Origin of the sequence: Pedobacter westerhofensis, assembly GCF_900182595.1 — a bacterium.
GTDB lineage: Bacteria > Bacteroidota > Bacteroidia > Sphingobacteriales > Sphingobacteriaceae > Pedobacter > Pedobacter westerhofensis.
This window is the reverse complement of the sequence record NZ_FXTN01000004.1, coordinates 305,476-322,228: the sequence shown is the minus strand read 5'-3', so window position 1 is coordinate 322,228 and position 16,753 is coordinate 305,476. Positions and strand designations below refer to the sequence as shown.

General features: G+C 45.5%; 13 protein-coding genes. 7 read left to right on the top strand and 6 right to left on the bottom strand.

The genetic code is table 11. The features are described from left to right. Nucleotides 1–73 precede the first annotated feature (73 nt). Both FN831_RS09410 and FN831_RS09405 read left to right on the top strand, forming a co-directional pair. Nucleotides 74–1,948 (top strand): CocE/NonD family hydrolase, encoded by a 1,875-nt coding sequence (locus tag FN831_RS09410; protein WP_142527972.1) that lies wholly within the window; start codon nt 74–76, stop codon nt 1,946–1,948. A 51-nt stretch (nt 1,949–1,999) separates the two neighbouring features. Beyond that, on the top strand, nt 2,000–3,094 hold the full coding sequence (locus FN831_RS09405; protein ID WP_142527971.1) for a Gfo/Idh/MocA family protein: 1,095 nt from the start codon (nt 2,000–2,002) through the stop codon (nt 3,092–3,094). Nucleotides 3,095–3,275: 181 nt separating this feature from the next. Here the strand turns inward: FN831_RS09405 and FN831_RS09400 are convergent, their stop codons facing one another. After that, nucleotides 3,276–5,741 carry an alpha/beta hydrolase-fold protein gene (locus FN831_RS09400; protein WP_142527970.1) on the bottom strand — a complete coding sequence of 822 codons (2,466 nt, stop codon included), beginning with the start codon at nt 5,739–5,741 and terminating at the stop codon, nt 3,276–3,278. A 172-nt stretch (nt 5,742–5,913) separates the two neighbouring features. Here FN831_RS09400 and FN831_RS09395 point away from each other — a divergent pair, with 172 nt between their 5' ends. After that, a complete protein-coding gene (locus tag FN831_RS09395) occupies nt 5,914–6,582 on the top strand; it encodes an NAD-dependent epimerase/dehydratase family protein (RefSeq protein ID WP_142527969.1) in 669 nt (222 codons plus the stop codon). Nucleotides 6,583–6,653: 71 nt separating this feature from the next. Next, nucleotides 6,654–8,042 carry a serine hydrolase domain-containing protein gene (locus FN831_RS09390; RefSeq protein WP_142527968.1) on the top strand — a complete coding sequence of 463 codons (1,389 nt, stop codon included), beginning with the start codon at nt 6,654–6,656 and terminating at the stop codon, nt 8,040–8,042. 65 nt (nt 8,043–8,107) lie between these two features. Here the strand turns inward: FN831_RS09390 and FN831_RS09385 are convergent, their stop codons facing one another. Further along, nucleotides 8,108–8,497: a hypothetical protein gene (locus FN831_RS09385; RefSeq protein ID WP_142527967.1), complete on the bottom strand. Its 390-nt coding sequence runs from the start codon at nt 8,495–8,497 to the stop codon at nt 8,108–8,110. A gap of 398 nt (nt 8,498–8,895) precedes the next feature. Here FN831_RS09385 and FN831_RS09380 point away from each other — a divergent pair, with 398 nt between their 5' ends. After that, nucleotides 8,896–10,533, top strand: coding sequence for a carboxylesterase/lipase family protein (locus FN831_RS09380; protein ID WP_221931318.1), 1,638 nt, complete (start codon nt 8,896–8,898; stop codon nt 10,531–10,533). 655 nt (nt 10,534–11,188) lie between these two features. Here FN831_RS09380 and FN831_RS09375 read toward each other — a convergent pair. Beyond that, nucleotides 11,189–11,677, bottom strand: coding sequence for a pyridoxamine 5'-phosphate oxidase family protein (locus FN831_RS09375; RefSeq protein ID WP_142527965.1), 489 nt, complete (start codon nt 11,675–11,677; stop codon nt 11,189–11,191). Nucleotides 11,678–11,727: 50 nt separating this feature from the next. Next, nucleotides 11,728–12,204, bottom strand: coding sequence for a GAF domain-containing protein (locus FN831_RS09370; protein WP_142527964.1), 477 nt, complete (start codon nt 12,202–12,204; stop codon nt 11,728–11,730). 133 nt (nt 12,205–12,337) lie between these two features. On the opposite strand from FN831_RS09370, the gene FN831_RS09365 reads away from it, so the two are divergent. After that, nucleotides 12,338–12,586: a hypothetical protein gene (locus FN831_RS09365; protein ID WP_142527963.1), complete on the top strand. Its 249-nt coding sequence runs from the start codon at nt 12,338–12,340 to the stop codon at nt 12,584–12,586. Nucleotides 12,587–12,937: 351 nt separating this feature from the next. Then, nucleotides 12,938–13,594: a hypothetical protein gene (locus FN831_RS09360; RefSeq protein WP_142527962.1), complete on the top strand. Its 657-nt coding sequence runs from the start codon at nt 12,938–12,940 to the stop codon at nt 13,592–13,594. Here the strand turns inward: FN831_RS09360 and FN831_RS09355 are convergent. Beyond that, nucleotides 13,591–15,621: a sensor histidine kinase gene (locus FN831_RS09355; protein WP_142527961.1), complete on the bottom strand. Its 2,031-nt coding sequence runs from the start codon at nt 15,619–15,621 to the stop codon at nt 13,591–13,593. The two genes, FN831_RS09360 and FN831_RS09355, sit on opposite strands and share 4 nt — an antisense overlap. Nucleotides 15,622–15,763: 142 nt before the next feature. Further along, nucleotides 15,764–16,747: a class 1b ribonucleoside-diphosphate reductase subunit beta gene (gene nrdF / locus FN831_RS09350; RefSeq protein ID WP_142527960.1), complete on the bottom strand. Its 984-nt coding sequence runs from the start codon at nt 16,745–16,747 to the stop codon at nt 15,764–15,766. Nucleotides 16,748–16,753: the final 6 nt, after the last annotated feature.

Here is a 16,753-nt window from a genome sequence, read left to right as displayed (position 1 = left end):
CAATATTGTTACTTCGTATACTGGAATTAGTTTATCAATCTCCTAAATTTGGAGGATTAACTAAACCATACGGATGAAACCTATTATTACCTGCGTAATAATGGTATTGTTTGCAGGCAGCACCTTCGCCCAGGGCAGCACAGCAAGTACCTACGCAAAAGACAACTACACAAAAAAGGATGTTTACATCACCATGAGGGATGGCAAAAAGCTTTTTACCTCTATTTACAGCCCCAGGGATGCTTCGGCAAAAAAGAAGTACCCTGTGATCATGCAGCGTACCTGTTACAGCATCGCGCCCTATGGCGAAGATAAAATTCCTGCACGACTGGGCCCTTCAGACATCATGATGAAAGAAGGTTATATCGTAGTTTACCAGGATGTGCGCGGCCGCTATAAAAGTGAAGGCACATGGACGAACATGACTCCGGTAATCGACAATAAAAAGAGCAAAAATGATGTTGATGAAGGTTCTGATACTTATGACACGATCGACTGGCTCGTAAAAAATGTAAGCGGCAACAATGGCCGCGTTGGGCAGTGGGGCATCTCCTATCCCGGTTTCTATACCGCTGCAGGAATCCTGTCTAACCACCCTGCATTGAAAGCTTCATCTCCGCAGGCGCCGATATCAGATTTCTTTTTTGACGATTTCCACCATAACGGCTCCTTCCTTGAAAGCTATATCTTCACCTTCCCGGTATTTGGTGTACAAAAAACAGATACCACGAGCAAAGCCTGGTACAATGGCCAGTCTATCAAAAAAACATCTGCCGACGGCTACCAGTTTTTACTGGACGTAGGGCCGCTGAAGAATTTCGATCAGTGGTACAAAGACAACTTCTACTGGCAGGAAACGATGAACCATCCTAACTACGATGAGTTCTGGCAAAAACGTGCCTTGCCCAAACATTATGGAAAAGTAAAACCTGCGGTGATGCTGGTAGGCGGATGGTATGATGCAGAAGACCTTACCGGCCCCCTCGCCATTCACAGGGCGATCAAAAAATCTGACCCGGCTGCGTACAATACCATCGTGATGGGACCTTTCGGCCACGGCCGCTGGTCGCGCGAAACTGGCCATACGCTGCATTCAAATGTATATTTTGGCGACAGCATTGCTACCTTTTACCAGAAGAACATCGAGGCTAAGTTTTTCGACCACTTCCTGAAAGGCAATGGCGACAAAAACTCCGGCCTTCCCAATGCCTATATGTATGATACCGGAAATAAGAACTGGAAAACATTTGATCAGTGGCCGGCAGCCAATGCCAGTCACCAAAAGCTGTTTCTTGGAAAAGACGGAAAGATCAGCTTCAGCCAGCCGGCAGCTACAGGATCGGTATCCTTTATCAGCGACCCGATGAAACCTGTCCCTTATACGGAAGACAATACCACGACCGAAGGATTTACGCCGCATAACTATATGAGCGAAGACCAGCGTTTTGCCGGCCGCAGACCGGATGTACTGGTATACCAAACGGATGTGCTTACTGAAGATATGACCCTGGGAGGCGAAATCATGTCGCACCTTAAAGTTGCAACTACCGGTACTGATGCAGACTGGATTGTTAAACTGATCGATGTGTATCCCGGCGATGAGCCCAACCACCCGTATCTGCCTAACAAAAATATACTGATGGCCGGTTATGAGCAGATGGTACGTTCTGAAGTGATGCCGGGCAGGTTCCGCAACAGCTTTGAGAAACCCGAAGCCTTTGTGGCCAATCAAAAGACTGATGTCAACTTTCAGCTGCAGGATGTGCTGCATACCTTTAAAAAAGGCCACCGCATCATGATCCAGGTGCAGAGTACGGCATTCCCCCTGTTTGCGCGCAACCCGCAAAAATTTGTAGCCAACCCATATAAAGCTGATCAGAGCGATTATATCACAGCTACGCATACTGTCTTTAACGACAGCTATCTGGACGTTGAAGTATTAAAATAGCAGATCATACTATCGTGGCAATTCGGCGTTAAATAGATAAATTGCACAACCATGAAGAAAACTATCCTATTTTATCAAAAGTTATTGATCATCATGCTGGTGGGCCTTTCCACCAGCATTGCTGCACAACAAAAAATACGTGTTGTAGTTGCGGGTTTAAACCATGATCATATCCATAATATCCTGCATGAGTTTAAGGAAGGCAAGGTTATGATTGTCGGAATTGTAGAACCCAGCCGGGCATTGCAACTAAAATTCAGCAAACAATATCAGCTGCCGGACTCCTTGTTTTACACCGATCTGAAAGCACTGCTGATCGCTAAAAAACCTGATGCTGTACTCGGATATAATGCCGTTGCAGATCACCTGTCGATCGTGCAGGTATGTGCTCCGCTTGGTGTGCCTGTAATGGTCGAGAAACCGCTGGCGGCTACACTGCAGCAGGCAAAACAGATAGAAGCACTGTCGCTAAAATATAACGTAAAAGTGTTAACCAACTATGAAACCACCTGGTACGCTTCTTATCGTGATATTTATGACAGCATGAACAGCAAAAGCATGGGAAAGATCAAAAAGATGGTAGTCCATGATGGCCATCAGGGGCCAAAAGAAATCAACTGCAGCCCTGAGTTTCTGAGCTGGCTGACGGATCCGGTTAAAAACGGAGCAGGTGCGATGAATGATTTTGGGTGTTATGGGGCCGATCTGATGACCTGGCTGATGAATGGCAGCAGGCCGCTTGCCGTTACCGCTATTGCACGTCATTACAAACCTGAGGTTTATCCCAAGGTTGAAGACGATGCGACAATCATCCTGGAATATCCCGGTGCTACCGGCCTGATCGAAGCCTCATGGAACTGGCCTTTCTCAATTAAAGACATGGAAGTATTTGGTGAAACCGGATATGTTCATGCGCTGGATAACCGCAATATCACGACAAGAATGCGCGAAAATATCGTTAGTACAAAAAAAGCGGCACCTCTGGCAGCGAACATCAGCAACCCTATGCTGTACCTTGCCGCAGTACTCAAAAATGATTTGCCCGCTACGGACGACCTCTCTTCTTTAAAATATAATATGATCGTAATGGAAATCCTTGATGCCGCAAAGCGCTCTGCTGCAAGCGGCAAAAGGATCGTCCTTTAATTCGACTATATCATCTTAAATCATAAAGGCTGCCTCGTAAGGCAGCCTTTATGATTTAAGATGATATCTGATTTTGATTTAACGATGATATCTGAGTTGATCATCATGTCTGATTGAATGATGTGCTCTGATCAAATGATGATATAAGCTACAGTGATATAGGATTGCAATTTGAGATACCTTATTGCTGTATCATCGCTTCGGGGCTGATTTGCCACTGGTTATTAAAGAACCCGGCCATTTCGACGCCTTTGGTTCCTTCTGTCAACATGCTGAGCCTGTAAACAAAAATATCAGGGAAGCCGCTTCCGCCAGCCAGATACTGGTTTGCAAAAGCTGTATTCAATCCCTTCATTCCCGTACCTGCAATCACAGACACGGAGTTATGAATGGTTCCTTTGATCGGCCATACAAAGTTGACGGCAAGATCATCGCCGGTCCAGCTTTTCTTTCCTGCTTTGATACCGTTGCGGTCTGCTGATACAGGACAATCGCTCAAAAGGGTTTTCCAGGCACTGTTGGTGACCGAGTTGCCATAAAGCACTACATTTCGACCTTTGAAGTTCTTCGCCTGATATGCCTTATCGGCAATCATATCTACAGCGCCGTTCCCCCTGTAATACCAGGTTTCAGCATCATAACGTGCCTTGTTGAGGCTCCATTCATTTTCTGCCGTATTGCCCGATGTGCCGTATACGAATACCATCTGCTGGTTAAATCCCTCTTTAAATGTGCCGTTCCGCAAAGGGTTCTTATCATGTGCGGCAGGCATGCTGCCCAGCCTCCAGGATTTATTTTGGCTGCGCAGGTATATGCTGTCTGACGCAGTTTTTGTAGTATAAACCACCGTTGAGTTATCAATACTCATCCTGAGCGTAACACCTGCTGCGAATTCTTTCAGGTTTAATTTAAGCAGGCTGATATTTTCGGTTGTGCCATTTATGCTGAGTTCTTTTTTGTTCCTGCTGAGCAGAATATGGCTATACTGCAGCGGCTGTTCCTGCTGCACAATTGAGGCCCAGTGATATTTCGCAGATACACCTGGATTTGCCGTGGTAAAATCAATGATGTTTACACTGCTGTCGGCCGCAAGCTGATGCCATTTGAAGAAATCGTAGATAGGTTTCCAGTCGACGCTCTGGTCACCAAACCAATGTTCCCCTCCCGGGTATTCATAGTAACTAAAATCCGTATGGAAATCTGCCAGTATCTTTTTCATCTGTCTGGCATAGTTCACTGAAACCACTTTATCAGAGTCGCCATGCAAAACGTACACACCGAGTGATTTGTAATTTTTTGCCAGTTTAATCACATCACTTTGGTTGCTGGCCCTGATCAGCATGTTCTCCATTGCTGTGCTGCCAGATTCAGGGATCAGCCCATCAGCGGATCCGTATCCTTTCAACGTGGGATAACCGGAACATGGCGCTATTGAGGCCCATTTATCCGGGTAGGTTGCCCCTAAAAACCAGGTACCGTGTCCACCCATGGAATGTCCGGTCAGATAAATATGCTGCAGATCGGGTTTAAACAATGCTGTGGCTTGCCCAAGTACTTCAAGCGCATCGTGTCGGCCCCAGTCTTCCCAGTTGAATCCCCGTGGCCGGCGGTTCGTGGGCGTAACCACTGTTCCCCAGTCTTTGGGCTTGTATGCTTTAGCCTGTCCGATAGCTTCTACTCCTGCCCCGTGAACAGAGAAAAACAATGCGTCGCCCGGCTTGGTAAGACCTGATTTTGGTGTGACAGCATAATACTGGAGACTTCCGTCGATTTTGCTGATAAAGGTATTTTTATAGGATGATGCGGGTGCAACAGCTTCTATAATTACCGAAGCGGTGTCTGTTTGTTTACCTGCCTGCAACAAGGCCAGATCAAGCTTGTAATTGCTGTTCGCAGACATGGCGGAACCGTCAAACTTAAAATAAACCTTTCTCGTGGTCATCGGAAGTACATCAGGAATAGCTGTAGAAAGCATGTTCGAGGCCGATTTACTTTGTATAGATAGATTTTTCAATACCACATTGCTGGTGTTGATCACTACCACAGCACCCAGCAGGCTGCTGTTATTTTTTCCGGTAACGACATTGGGCAATGTAGCATCTTCTGTATTAAGGAAGACGGGCTTTGCAGGAAATGACAACGTTGCAGTAATGCTCTGGCCCCTCACATAAAATTCATTTAAACCCTTTTTAAGTTTTACCGGGATATACAGCCAGTTCAGGGCATAGGGATCACCAGTATGTAAAACACCGTTCACATACAGGGCGCTGTTACCTTGAATGTTGAGCACTGCAGACTGGTCCTTGCCCGAAGTATAGGTGAGATAGACATATGCATTTGGGCTGGTCCTGCTGCCTAAACGTTTCCTGGCATCTGCTGTAACAACCTTCCACTGCCGCGGCTGACCTTTTTCATCTTTCGCAAATTCGACGCCCTCTGCAGGCGTCTTCAGTTGCCCGTTGTACATTAGCCAGGCCAGCTGGTCGGTATAAATCGCTTCGCGGCCGTAATGATAAGCATTGCTGACGATCAGGCCTTTCTCAAATTGATAGGATTCCTGTGCAAAGGTGTTTTTTGATAGCGATAGGATGCAAAATGATATCAACAGCAACAGCTTTGATATGGGATAACGGGAAAATAAGGACATTATTCAGATTTTTTTGTAAGTTTTAGCATTTAAATCATCCGAAGATAAATTTTAGACAGCACATATTATTCATTTAACAAGTAATAAACATGTGATCCGGCAATATTCATTTAATATCAGATGAATTTGAAAAAGAATATTATAAAACTATCTTAGTACAAAGAAATCTATCATGAATTCGACAATAAGGGCCATTATTACAGGCACAACAGGTATGGTTGGGGAAGGTGTGCTGCACGAATGTCTGCAGGATCCTCAGGTGGAAGCGGTGACGATCATCAACAGGAAAGCTTCTGGCATCAGTCATCCGAAATTGACAGAAATAATACAGCCCGACTTCTATAACCTTGATGCGATAGCGCATCAGCTTCGAGGTTTCAATGCTTGTTTCTTTTGCCTGGGAATAAGCTCTGTTGGGGTAAGTAAAGCAGATTTTTACAAAACCACCTATACTTTAACACTGCAGGTTGCCGGAACGCTGAGCAGGCTCAATCCGGACATGACCTTTTGTTATGTATCAGGTGCCGGCACAGACAGTTCCGAACAGGGCAGCAGTAACTGGGCAAACGTTAAAGGCAAAACAGAAAACGACCTGATGAAGCTCCCTTTTAAACAAGTGTATGCCTTCAGGCCTGGTTTCATCAAACCTACTCCCGGGCTTTCCAAAACACATGGTTTCTACAAGTACATTTCCTGGTTATTTCCGCTGGGCAGGGCTATTTACCCTGCAGGTTTTGTAACCATGCAGGAACTGGGCCGCGCGATGATAGATGTAGTAGGTCTGGGCGATGCAAAAAGAGTAATTGAAGGAAAAGAGATTATTGCGCTCAGTAAACTGTAGCAGAGATTATTTTTGAAGTACTTTCATGCAACTAAGCATCATTTCATCTGTCTTATTCAAAAAGATCTACGATGAAAAGAATTTTCCCCTTCCTGATGCTGTTGTTCATTACTTCTGCCCTGCATGCGGGAGATCCCCAATCCCGCAAGATCGATTCTTTGATGCAGGTGTCGATGCAGCGCGGTGTTTTTAATGGCAATATACTTGTAGCGAGGCACGGGAAAATCATTTATCAGGCTTCCCTCGGTTTTGCCGACGGCTCAAGGACTAAAAAATTAAATCCTGATTTGTCATTCGATATCGGATCAATCTGTAAGGAATTTAATGGCACCGGCATCATGATCCTCAAAGAACGCGGACTGCTCAGTCTGGACGATCCCATTTCAAAGTTCTTTCCGGCTCTGCCTGCCTGGGCGGCAAAGGTGAAGGTCAGGCATCTTTTAAATTATACCAGCGGCATTCCCCTGTTTAGCCCGACAGCCGCGGACAGTGATCAGGAGATGCTGAAAAACCTGATGGAATTAAAAGAACTGAGCTTCGAATCCGGAACTGCCTATATCTATAACCATTACAACGTTTACCTGCAAATGCGGATGATAGAAAAGATCAGCGGCCAGAGCTATGCCGACTTTGTCACAAAAAATATCCTGATACCCTGTAAAATGTCGCACTCTAAACTAAATTATCCCACCAATGGCCCGGGCATGGCCATCGCATTTAACAATGATTTTCAGACTACACGTTATGCCCAGGAGATGACGGGGTGGCTTCGGCTGCCTGTTCGGGACCTTTATCAATACATCACAAAACTGGAGAGTTACAGCCTGATCAGTAAGGAATCTTTCAGAGAACTGGCAGAAAACTTTCCCGGCGGAGAAAGCAGCCTGGGCTCCACCGGCTTTGAGAACGGCGAGCTGACCTGGCACCAGCACCAGGGCTCAAACAGCAATTACGAAGCACTGGTGTACAGCGACCTGAAGTCAGGAGTACGCATCGTAATGATGACCAACAACCAGAACTTTAAAGTTCATGCCCTGAAGTCAGCCATCCTGTCGATCTTAAAGGATGAACCTTTTACCATTCCAAAGCGATCAGTATACCTCGATATCCGGGATAAAATACTGGCCGATCATGAAAAGGGCCTGCAATTCTTCAGCGCCCTCAAAGCGGACCATCAGGACCAGTATGATTTCTCTTTCGAAACAGGCGACCTGATCAGTACAGGAAAATATCTGCAGCGGCGCAATAAGCTGGAAGAAGCAATTAGCCTGTTCCATCTGGCCATATTGCCGGAAGCAAAACCTGCTGATCTGTCTTATGGCTATGAGCTGATCGGCGAATCTTATTTAAAATTGGACAAAAAGCAGGAGGCAGCCATTTACTTTAAAAAAGCGATTGCCACTGATCCTGGCAATAAAAATGCTGCAGGATTATTAAACACGCTGAGCGGCGCCCGGTAAGGAGAACACTACCAGGCGGTGCCCATTTCCAGACCTGCCAGATACCCAAATACATCATGCAGCCATTAGCCCGCGAGCCTTCCCTTCAGGATTTCATAAAACCGCTTATTATTGGAGATCATCAGCGTATAATCGATAATCAGATAGATGATATGATCCAGACCGTAAGTTACCCTTAGTGGTTTCCAGAACATTCCAACGTTTTTGACCGAGGCAGCAGAAAACACCTCGTCAAAATCCAGGCTGATCTGCGTAATATCGGCAAGCAGGATAATCATCTGCTCATCACCTTCGAGGTGAATAGCCGTATTGGTCAGGTAGATTCTCCCCTCATGTTGCGATAAGGGCGGAGTAAGCGAAAAATGCCTGCCAACATACTTCTCCGTCAGATCCATAGCCAGTATCTCAGTATCCATGGCCCAGTAAACGGTACCTTCGTAAATTAAATTTTCCATATCAAAGCCCGTACATTTAAATTAATATCTATATCGTCGTTACCTACCAATACAAACTCTTTATCAATCAACAAACACAGCCCTTACTCAAGGCAGCTCTATAACCAACATTGGATCGATATGTTCAAAATGAATTATGTTTTTTTTCACACAATTTCAAAAGTGGTTATGCAGTAAAAGCCATGCTTCTTTGGGGAACCGGAAGCGGATGCACATGGCCATTCCAGTTATTTATGAATCAGATTGTTACAATAAATATGCTGTCCAGAAAGGATTATCCGTCAATATTAAGTAGATTTATTAACTGGATTTACCACTCGGGCAAGCGATATCATCTTAAGATTGCCTCAGGATTCAATCAAGCCAAAAGCCAGGACAGCATCTTAAAAATGAAACAAATGAAAAAAAATCTGATTGTAGTGATCACTATATTTTGCAGTGCCATTTCCCTTTCTGCGACAGCACAGGCAGGCAGCAGCATACGTATTAAAACTGGAAATGGTATCCTTGAAGGCACAACTGAAGCGTCCGGCATCAGCGTGTTCAGGGGAGTGCCCTTTGCACAGCCTCCGCTGGGCGATTTACGCTGGAAAGAACCTCAGCCTGTCCGGAACTGGCAGGGCGTCCGCAAAGCAGACCGCTTTGGTAACAAAGGGATGCAGAAGCCTGTATTCGGGGACATGGGATTCAGGGCTGACAGCACCAGCGAGGACTGCCTGTACCTTAATGTATGGATGCCTGCCAGGGCATCAAAGGAGAAACTTCCTGTACTGGTGTACTTTTATGGGGGCGGACTTATTGCAGGTGACGGCTCAGAACCGCGCTACGATGGCGAAAGCATGGCTAAAAAAGGAATCGTTACCCTAACGGTTAATTATCGCCTTGGTATCTTTGGTTTTTTCTCCCATCCCGAACTAACGAAGGAGTCGGCTCACCATTCTTCCGGAAACTACGGCTATATGGATCAGACTGCGGCACTGAAATGGGTTCAGCAGAATATCAGCGCCTTTGGCGGGGATCCCAACAGGGTTACCATTGCCGGAGAGTCGGCAGGATCAATCTCCGTTTTTGCACAGATGGCCTCTCCCCTGGCCAAAGGCCTGTTTGCCGGCGCCATTGGCGAAAGCGGAGCAGCTATCTACCCTACACTCGCACCTGTCACACTCGCCGAAGGAGAAAGCAAAGGTATAGCCTTTGGCGCAAAAATCGGTGCAGCCTCACTGGCCGAACTACGTAAGATACCTGCCACGCAGCTGATCGACATCGCATACAAAAATAATATGGGTGGCGCCACTACCACCGTGGACGGATATTTCTTTCCTCAACTTCCTGTAAAAACATTCGCTGAGGGCAAACAGGCAAAGGTGCCCATTCTCGTAGGATGGAACTCTGCGGAGGTTTCTTATCAGTCCATCTTAAAAACCGCGGCGCCAACTCCCGACAACTATAAAAAAGCCATTGGGGAACTTTACAAAGAAAAAAGTGAGGAAGTACTCCAGCTTTATCCAGGCACCACTGATGAACAGGTTGTGGAGTCCGCAACCGCCCTCTCAAGTGACAGATTCATCGTTTACAGCACCTGGAAATGGGCCGATCTGCACAGTCATACCGGCCAAAAAGCGGTTTACCGTTACCTCTTCTCCAAATCCAAACCACCTATGAACGAGAGCATGAAAGGCGCTGTCCCGGGACTGGCCGGAGGTTTTACCAAGGGAAAAGAAGATCCCGATGCTAAAAAACCAATTGTTCCTACCGGCGCCCCACACGCCTTTGAAATCGAATACGCCATGGGCAACCTCCGGTACAACAAGGTATACGCATTTACCGCCGATGACCAGAAGGTCTCTGACACCATGCTGGGCTACTTTTCCAACTTCGTTAAAACGGGCAACCCCAACGGCTCAGGCCTACCTGAGTGGCCGGAAATCAAAGCCAATAACCAGGTCAATTACATCAATCTGGATGTGAATACCAAAGCTGAAACAGAAAAGCACCGTGCGCGCTACCTCTTCCTGGATAAGGAATACGGTAAATAGCTACTGAATTGCCTTACGTGTACATAAATGGAGTAATTGGACATAAACAATGGATTGAACATAGATGGGGATTGAAGAAGAATAAGGAATCGGAAATGAACTGCTGATTGATCATGAACAGGAAATTGGATACACAAGGAATTGGACAGCAACTGGGGGATTGGATTTGAACTAGGGATCGGACATGAATAAGGAATTGACATGACCAAGAGATTGGACATAATTAAGTGCTTGGACTTGAACTAGGGATTGATCAAGAATAAGGAATTGACATGCGCAAGGGATTGGACTTGAACTAGAGATTGAGCATGAATATGGATTGATCAAGAATAAGGAATTGACATGCGCAAAGGAATGGACTTGAACTAGAGATTGAACATGAATATGGATTGATCAAGAATAAGGAATTGACATGCGCAAGGGATTGGATTTGAACTAGGGGATTAGACATGAAAAAGGGACTGAGCATGAAAAAAGGATTGAGCATGAAATAGGTAACAGATATCACAAGCCATCATGCTACAGGATACCCTGAAAAAAAATGGGATTGAAATATCATCGCCTTCTGCTGCGTTTCAGCAGCAGGCAGCGACGATATTTTAATCCCATTTTTTCGCGAAGCCAGATCATCTCCAACCCCAGCAACAACTAATATCTAAAAATTGATCTTGTCATGCTTGCCCGCATCCGGCTGGTCTCCCGTCACGATCGCTTTCAGCAAACTAAATGCAAGCACGATCTTCGATGAAGTACCATCCCAGTATTCCGCAGTTTCCGGAGTAACCTTTACCAGAATAAGCCTCGGGTCCTGAACACCGTCAGGGAACCAGGCTTTTACCGGTGCCGAAAAGTAAGCTTCTTTTCTCACCTGGTCATCCACAAGTTCAGCCTTGCCGTTTACAGTTATGTAAGTATTATCGGCAGGGCTGCTGTATCCAAGCGTCACCTGGTTTTCTTTGGAAATCTCTTTGGATTTCAGCGAATACTCATTGGTAAAGAACCAGATACTCCCATCTTCTTCAACTTTCGCTGTAGCCATTGGGCGGCTTGAAAATTCGTCTTTTGCGCTAATCGTTGTAAACAGGCATATCCTTACTTCTTCAACTTTGCTCTTTAATATTTCTATGTTCTTCTCGTTTTTCATAATGGATGTTTTTCTAAACAACATCTGCCGGGAACATTTGTTTGGAGCACCTATAAGTTGATGTAAGCAATAATCTTGCTTAAGTATTCGTCATCCGTTGTATCAAAATGAGCAAGATCTGCACTGTCAGCATCCAGCACCCCTACTACTTCACCGTCTTTAAACAGCGGCAGTACGATCTCTGATCTCGACGCAGAGCTGCAGGCAATGTGCCCGGGAAATTCCTCCACATCATCTACAATAAAAGTTTTTGCCTCCAGCCAGGCCGCGCCGCAAACACCTTTGCCTTTCCTGATCCTGGTGCAGGCTACAGGCCCCTGAAAAGGCCCCAACACCAGCTCATCCTGCTTTACCAGATAAAAGCCAATCCAGAGCCAACCAAACTGCTCCTTGAGCGCGGCAGCTATATTTGCCAGGTTTGCGGTCAGGTCTTCCTCGCCGCTGATCAGCGCTTCAATTTGCGGCAGCAGCGACTGATACTGCTGTTCCTTGCTTTCACTTTTGATAATTACTAAATCTTCGGCCATGGGTAGGGATATGAGTAGAATTCTGTAAATAAAATTAAATGTTAAAATTAAGGAATTGACGGAACATCGGTGTAAACCATGCGTAATATTGTTAAATTTGGCCATTTATCACCCTTAAAATAATTGATGCCCAATGAGAGTAATCGCAGAACTGCCGCACCCCGAATGTAAGATCACCCTGTTTAATATGAATCAGAAATACATCGTTAAATTTGAACAGGGCACACTGGAACAAAGCTATAAATTATCAGAGCTCGACCTTACCGGCGGCGGGGCAAATGAGATATTCGCCATGCTTGATGAAGCATTTATTGCAACTGTGGTAGAAAGATTTAAAGGAATGCGAACAGATTTTTCAGCAGCATATGAAAGGCAACAGTAATAATTGATGTAGTGTATGTAACACATTGTTGGACAGTGCACAATGCTAAATATCAATATTTAATTCTGTAATTTCCGGTTAAGAATCCTAATTTAAAAGGCGCAAGACTAACTTAAAGTTTACACCAGAAAGTTTGAACTAATGATTTACAGGTAATTATAAATGTTCGCCACATTAAATTCGGAGGCTGAAAAGGCCAAATATAATTCTGTTTGCTTGTAAATTAAGTCATTCGACGTGAAATGAAGTCTTGCTAATCTAACCAAATTAATCGTTTAAATCATCAGAGCGTACCCAATTTTAAACATTAACATTAACCTGTTGTTGTAACGTTACACCACAACCCTATCCATGAAAATTCACTCCCGTTTCATATGCACTACCCTGCTACTTCTATCATTTTCAAAACCATCCAATGCACAGGATCTTCCGCCCCGCAGTGACAAATTCTATTCGATGAGCGGCTTTGGATTTTCATTTCCGATAGGCGGAAGCAGTGATTTTATGAGGCCAAAATTTTCTACCACCATCGGTGCCAATATCGGGCTTGGACAGGGAAATGGTCATGGCGGAGTTTTCCTCTATCCCAAATTCAGCCTCCATGTTTTCGGATACGACAATGCACAGACCGATCAGGAATTTAACTATCAGCTGGAAAAAGGAAGGTCTACCACCTACCTGTTAACGGTGGGTGTTGGCTATAGAAAAATCATCCATAATGTGGCCTTCTACGGATTTGTAAACGGTGGCGGCGGATTTATACTCACACCACGGCTTGCGGTAAACCAAGCCACTAATATTGCGGTTTTAAACAACAAGACCAATCACATGGGAATCATCGAGCCCGGTGCCGGCATAGAATACAATATCGGCGGTGCCAATCTGTTCATGGAAACCAGTTATATGCATGGCCTTGGGGATGTTGGCGGCAGGCCTTTCAATGCCATTCCGCTCACTATCGGGATCAAGCCCAACCTGAGCAGACTGTTCAACAAAAAGAAATCTTAGGCCTTTTCCGCCAGTTCAGCTTCTACGGCTGGGGACGACTCAATCCTGAACTTAGGCAAATTGAACCGGAGCACAACGCAATCATCTTCCTTGCTCACTTTGAGGATACCTTTATTTTTAGCTACAAAGTCGCGGCACAAATGCAGGCCAAGGCCTACTCCCCGTTCATTGGACGTTCCGTAGGAAGGTTCGCTGTGCTCCTTCCGGATAAACTGATCGATATTGAGCTGATCGGTTACAGGATTGCATACATCAATAAAAACATGGTTCTGGCTGCCCCAGATCCTGATCCGGATATAATATCCCAGCGGCGTAAACTTGATCGCATTGTCCAGCAGGTTCCGGATCACCAGGTTGATCTGGTTCAGATCGGCAAAGACATCGGCATCATCATCAACCGCAATCTCCATTCTGATGTTCTTTTTACTGATCAGCGGTTGGTAAACCAGCATCAGGTCTTCTACCATCACACGCACGTTAAAGCGCGAAGGCGCAGTAGTAATGCCTTTCATCTGGCTTTGAGCCCAGTACAGCAGGTTATTTAGTGTATTATGGATATTGTCAACGTTTTTCCTGCTGTCATTGAGCAGCATCTTCACATCGTCGAAAGTGAGCAGGTCCATATCATTTAATGAAAACAGACTGATCAGGCTATTGAAAGGGCTCCTCAGGTCGTGGGCAATGATAGAAAATATCCTGGTTTTGTCGGCATTAGCTGCTTCCAGTGACTGCACCATTTTTTTAAGTGCCCGCGTGCGCGAATCCACGATTTTTTCAAGCCGCTCATTCTGGCTGCCAATCAGGTACAGGTTTTCTTCCTGCACTTTTAACTTGGCGGCATGCTCCTGCAGCCTTGCCCGTTTCATCTCCTTTAGCCTGTCGCCCAGCGCAAGGGAAAGCAACAACAGCTCGAAGATAAAGCCCAGCGGCACAAAATGAAGGAAATTCTCATTATATGGCAGGATGCCTGCCAGGCAGAACACCAGTGCGGTAGTACTGATACATACAAAAGACCAGGAGATCACAAAGTATAAAGCAAGCTTATACCCTTTGATATACGCCGCCAAACCAAGCCCCCATAAGGTAATGATCGTTAATGGCGATAAGGCCTGCGAAATATTGGAACCGGCGCTCTTATAGCCCAGGGCCGAAATTACGATCAGCACCATCCAGGCCGCGGTGAGCGCATAAATGATCTTCAGCGACCATGGCAGGGTGACCCTTAAGTTTAGAAACCGGTAAGAAAAGGCTATTCCTGCGATAGAGCCCAGGCCCAGGAACAGATGAGGGTGCGTATTCAGCAGGTAACGGAATTCCCCGCCCAGCAGATAGGCATAGCCGAGGAAGTAAAATATCATGTAAATGAACAGCGCCAAAATCCGGATACTGTAAAACAGGTAAGTAAGATCTTTGGATTTAAAGTACACTGAAACGTTGAACAGGAAGAGCGCCATCAGGATCCCGATGGTAATTGCCTCAAACCTGTCTACCTTATTGATGCCCGCAATCAATTGTTCAGACAGGGCAATCTTGATCGGCAGCAGCAGTATATTTTCACTTTTAACGCGCAGGTAAACAGTCTCTATTCCACCCGGATAAGCGCTTTCAGGTAAAGTAAAGATATACTTGTTACCGGTGACGACGTCAGGGTTCAGCGGGGCAATGCTGCCTGTATGTTCCCTGCGGAATTTACCGGGAGCGCTTTCAGCGTAATAATCGATAACCTCAATATTTGCAAGATCAACCACAAGATAAGCGTCATCCTGTGTAGTATTGACATAAGAGATCTTCACCCAGTAGGCAGCATTGGAATTGCCAAAATTAAGGACTTCCGCAGCGGACTGGATGAACCGGCCATCCTGATCTGCCCGGATTACCTGCGCCAGGCTCAGGCCGGACTTTGCGTCTTTCAGGTACGTAACAGATTTGCCGAGGCTCTGATAAGGCAACTTCTTTCCAATCACGATCACTTCGCCATTGGAGGCAAAACAGATCAGGACAAGAAGAAAAGTGAGTACAGAGCGCATTAAATTATGTGTATAAACAAATGTAACGAATTACACGAATAATGTTCCGGGTATTTTGGCCCTTATTTCTAAGGCGTTGCGCTAAAAAAGAAGCCCGCCTGATTTGTATCGGGCGGGCTTCTGTCAGCATTTTATCTGATCATTAGAATACAGGTTCTGCATCCATTTCAAAATCCTCATCACGGAGATAAATCACCTCCATGCTTTTTTCGTAGTTGGTAGATTTCTTGGAGAAGAAATCATGCTGGGTAGTTTCACCATTTAAACCATTTAATACGATAGAGTTAATTGCTTTCACCTCAAATATCTCTTCAAAGCCAAGGTTCATCATCGCCTTGTTTGCATTGTAACGGATGTACTCCTTCACGTCGGCAGTAAGCCCAACTTCTGTATATAACTCATCGGTATATTTCAATTCATTTTCGTACAGCTCCGTCAGCAGCTCTACCAGTTCGGCTTTGCTCTTCTCAGGGTCAGGCAGTTTTTTGTAAACATCCTGCGCCAGCAGTCCTACGAACACACCGTGGATAGATTCATCAGCAACGATCTTTTTAATGATATCGGCACTGGCTACCATCTGTCCCTGTCCTGATAACCAGAGCGGCATAAAGAACCCGCTGTAGAACAGGAAAGTTTCCAGCAGTACTGAAGCTGCCAGTCCCATAAACAGGGTCTCGTTGCTCACCTGATCGGCATCCAGCTTTCTGTAATATTTATCAATCGTAGCCGCCTTAAACTGCAGCAGTTTATTGCTTTCTACCCATTCAAAAAGCTCATTGATCTCTGCTGTAGTCGCTACCGTAGTAAAAATCGTGGAGTACGACTTGGCATGGATGGCTTCCATCATACACATGAAAGACAATACCGCTTTATTCTGCAGCCCGTCAATATGGTCAAGCAGTTTGGGCATACCCGTATGGCTTTGCAGGGTATCCAGCAGCGTTAGCCCGCCCAGCGCCCTTTTATAAGCTTCCTGGATCTCAGGTGCCAGCGTTTTCCAGATGTCAATATCTTTGGAAGGGATATATTCTGTATCTACCCAAAACTGGCGAAGGTTCTGCTCCCAGAACATGCCTGCATAATCGTTTTCGGGTGTATTCCAGTTTACAGCTTTATAATTGCTCATTTTGTT

Bases quoted from the DNA above. Each gene is read 5' to 3' on its own strand.
- FN831_RS09410 (WP_142527972.1), top strand. From the start codon at position 74: ATGAAACCTATTATTACCTGCGTAATAATGGTATTGTTTGCAGGCAGC.
- FN831_RS09405 (WP_142527971.1), top strand. From the start codon at position 2,000: ATGAAGAAAACTATCCTATTTTATCAAAAGTTATTGATCATCATGCTG.
- FN831_RS09400 (WP_142527970.1), bottom strand. From the start codon at position 5,741: ATGTCCTTATTTTCCCGTTATCCCATATCAAAGCTGTTGCTGTTGATA.
- FN831_RS09395 (WP_142527969.1), top strand. From the start codon at position 5,914: ATGAATTCGACAATAAGGGCCATTATTACAGGCACAACAGGTATGGTT.
- FN831_RS09390 (WP_142527968.1), top strand. From the start codon at position 6,654: ATGAAAAGAATTTTCCCCTTCCTGATGCTGTTGTTCATTACTTCTGCC.
- FN831_RS09385 (WP_142527967.1), bottom strand. From the start codon at position 8,497: ATGGAAAATTTAATTTACGAAGGTACCGTTTACTGGGCCATGGATACT.
- FN831_RS09380 (WP_221931318.1), top strand. From the start codon at position 8,896: ATGAAAAAAAATCTGATTGTAGTGATCACTATATTTTGCAGTGCCATT.
- FN831_RS09375 (WP_142527965.1), bottom strand. From the start codon at position 11,677: ATGAAAAACGAGAAGAACATAGAAATATTAAAGAGCAAAGTTGAAGAA.
- FN831_RS09370 (WP_142527964.1), bottom strand. From the start codon at position 12,204: ATGGCCGAAGATTTAGTAATTATCAAAAGTGAAAGCAAGGAACAGCAG.
- FN831_RS09365 (WP_142527963.1), top strand. From the start codon at position 12,338: ATGAGAGTAATCGCAGAACTGCCGCACCCCGAATGTAAGATCACCCTG.
- FN831_RS09360 (WP_142527962.1), top strand. From the start codon at position 12,938: ATGAAAATTCACTCCCGTTTCATATGCACTACCCTGCTACTTCTATCA.
- FN831_RS09355 (WP_142527961.1), bottom strand. From the start codon at position 15,621: ATGCGCTCTGTACTCACTTTTCTTCTTGTCCTGATCTGTTTTGCCTCC.
- nrdF (WP_142527960.1), bottom strand. From the start codon at position 16,747: ATGAGCAATTATAAAGCTGTAAACTGGAATACACCCGAAAACGATTAT.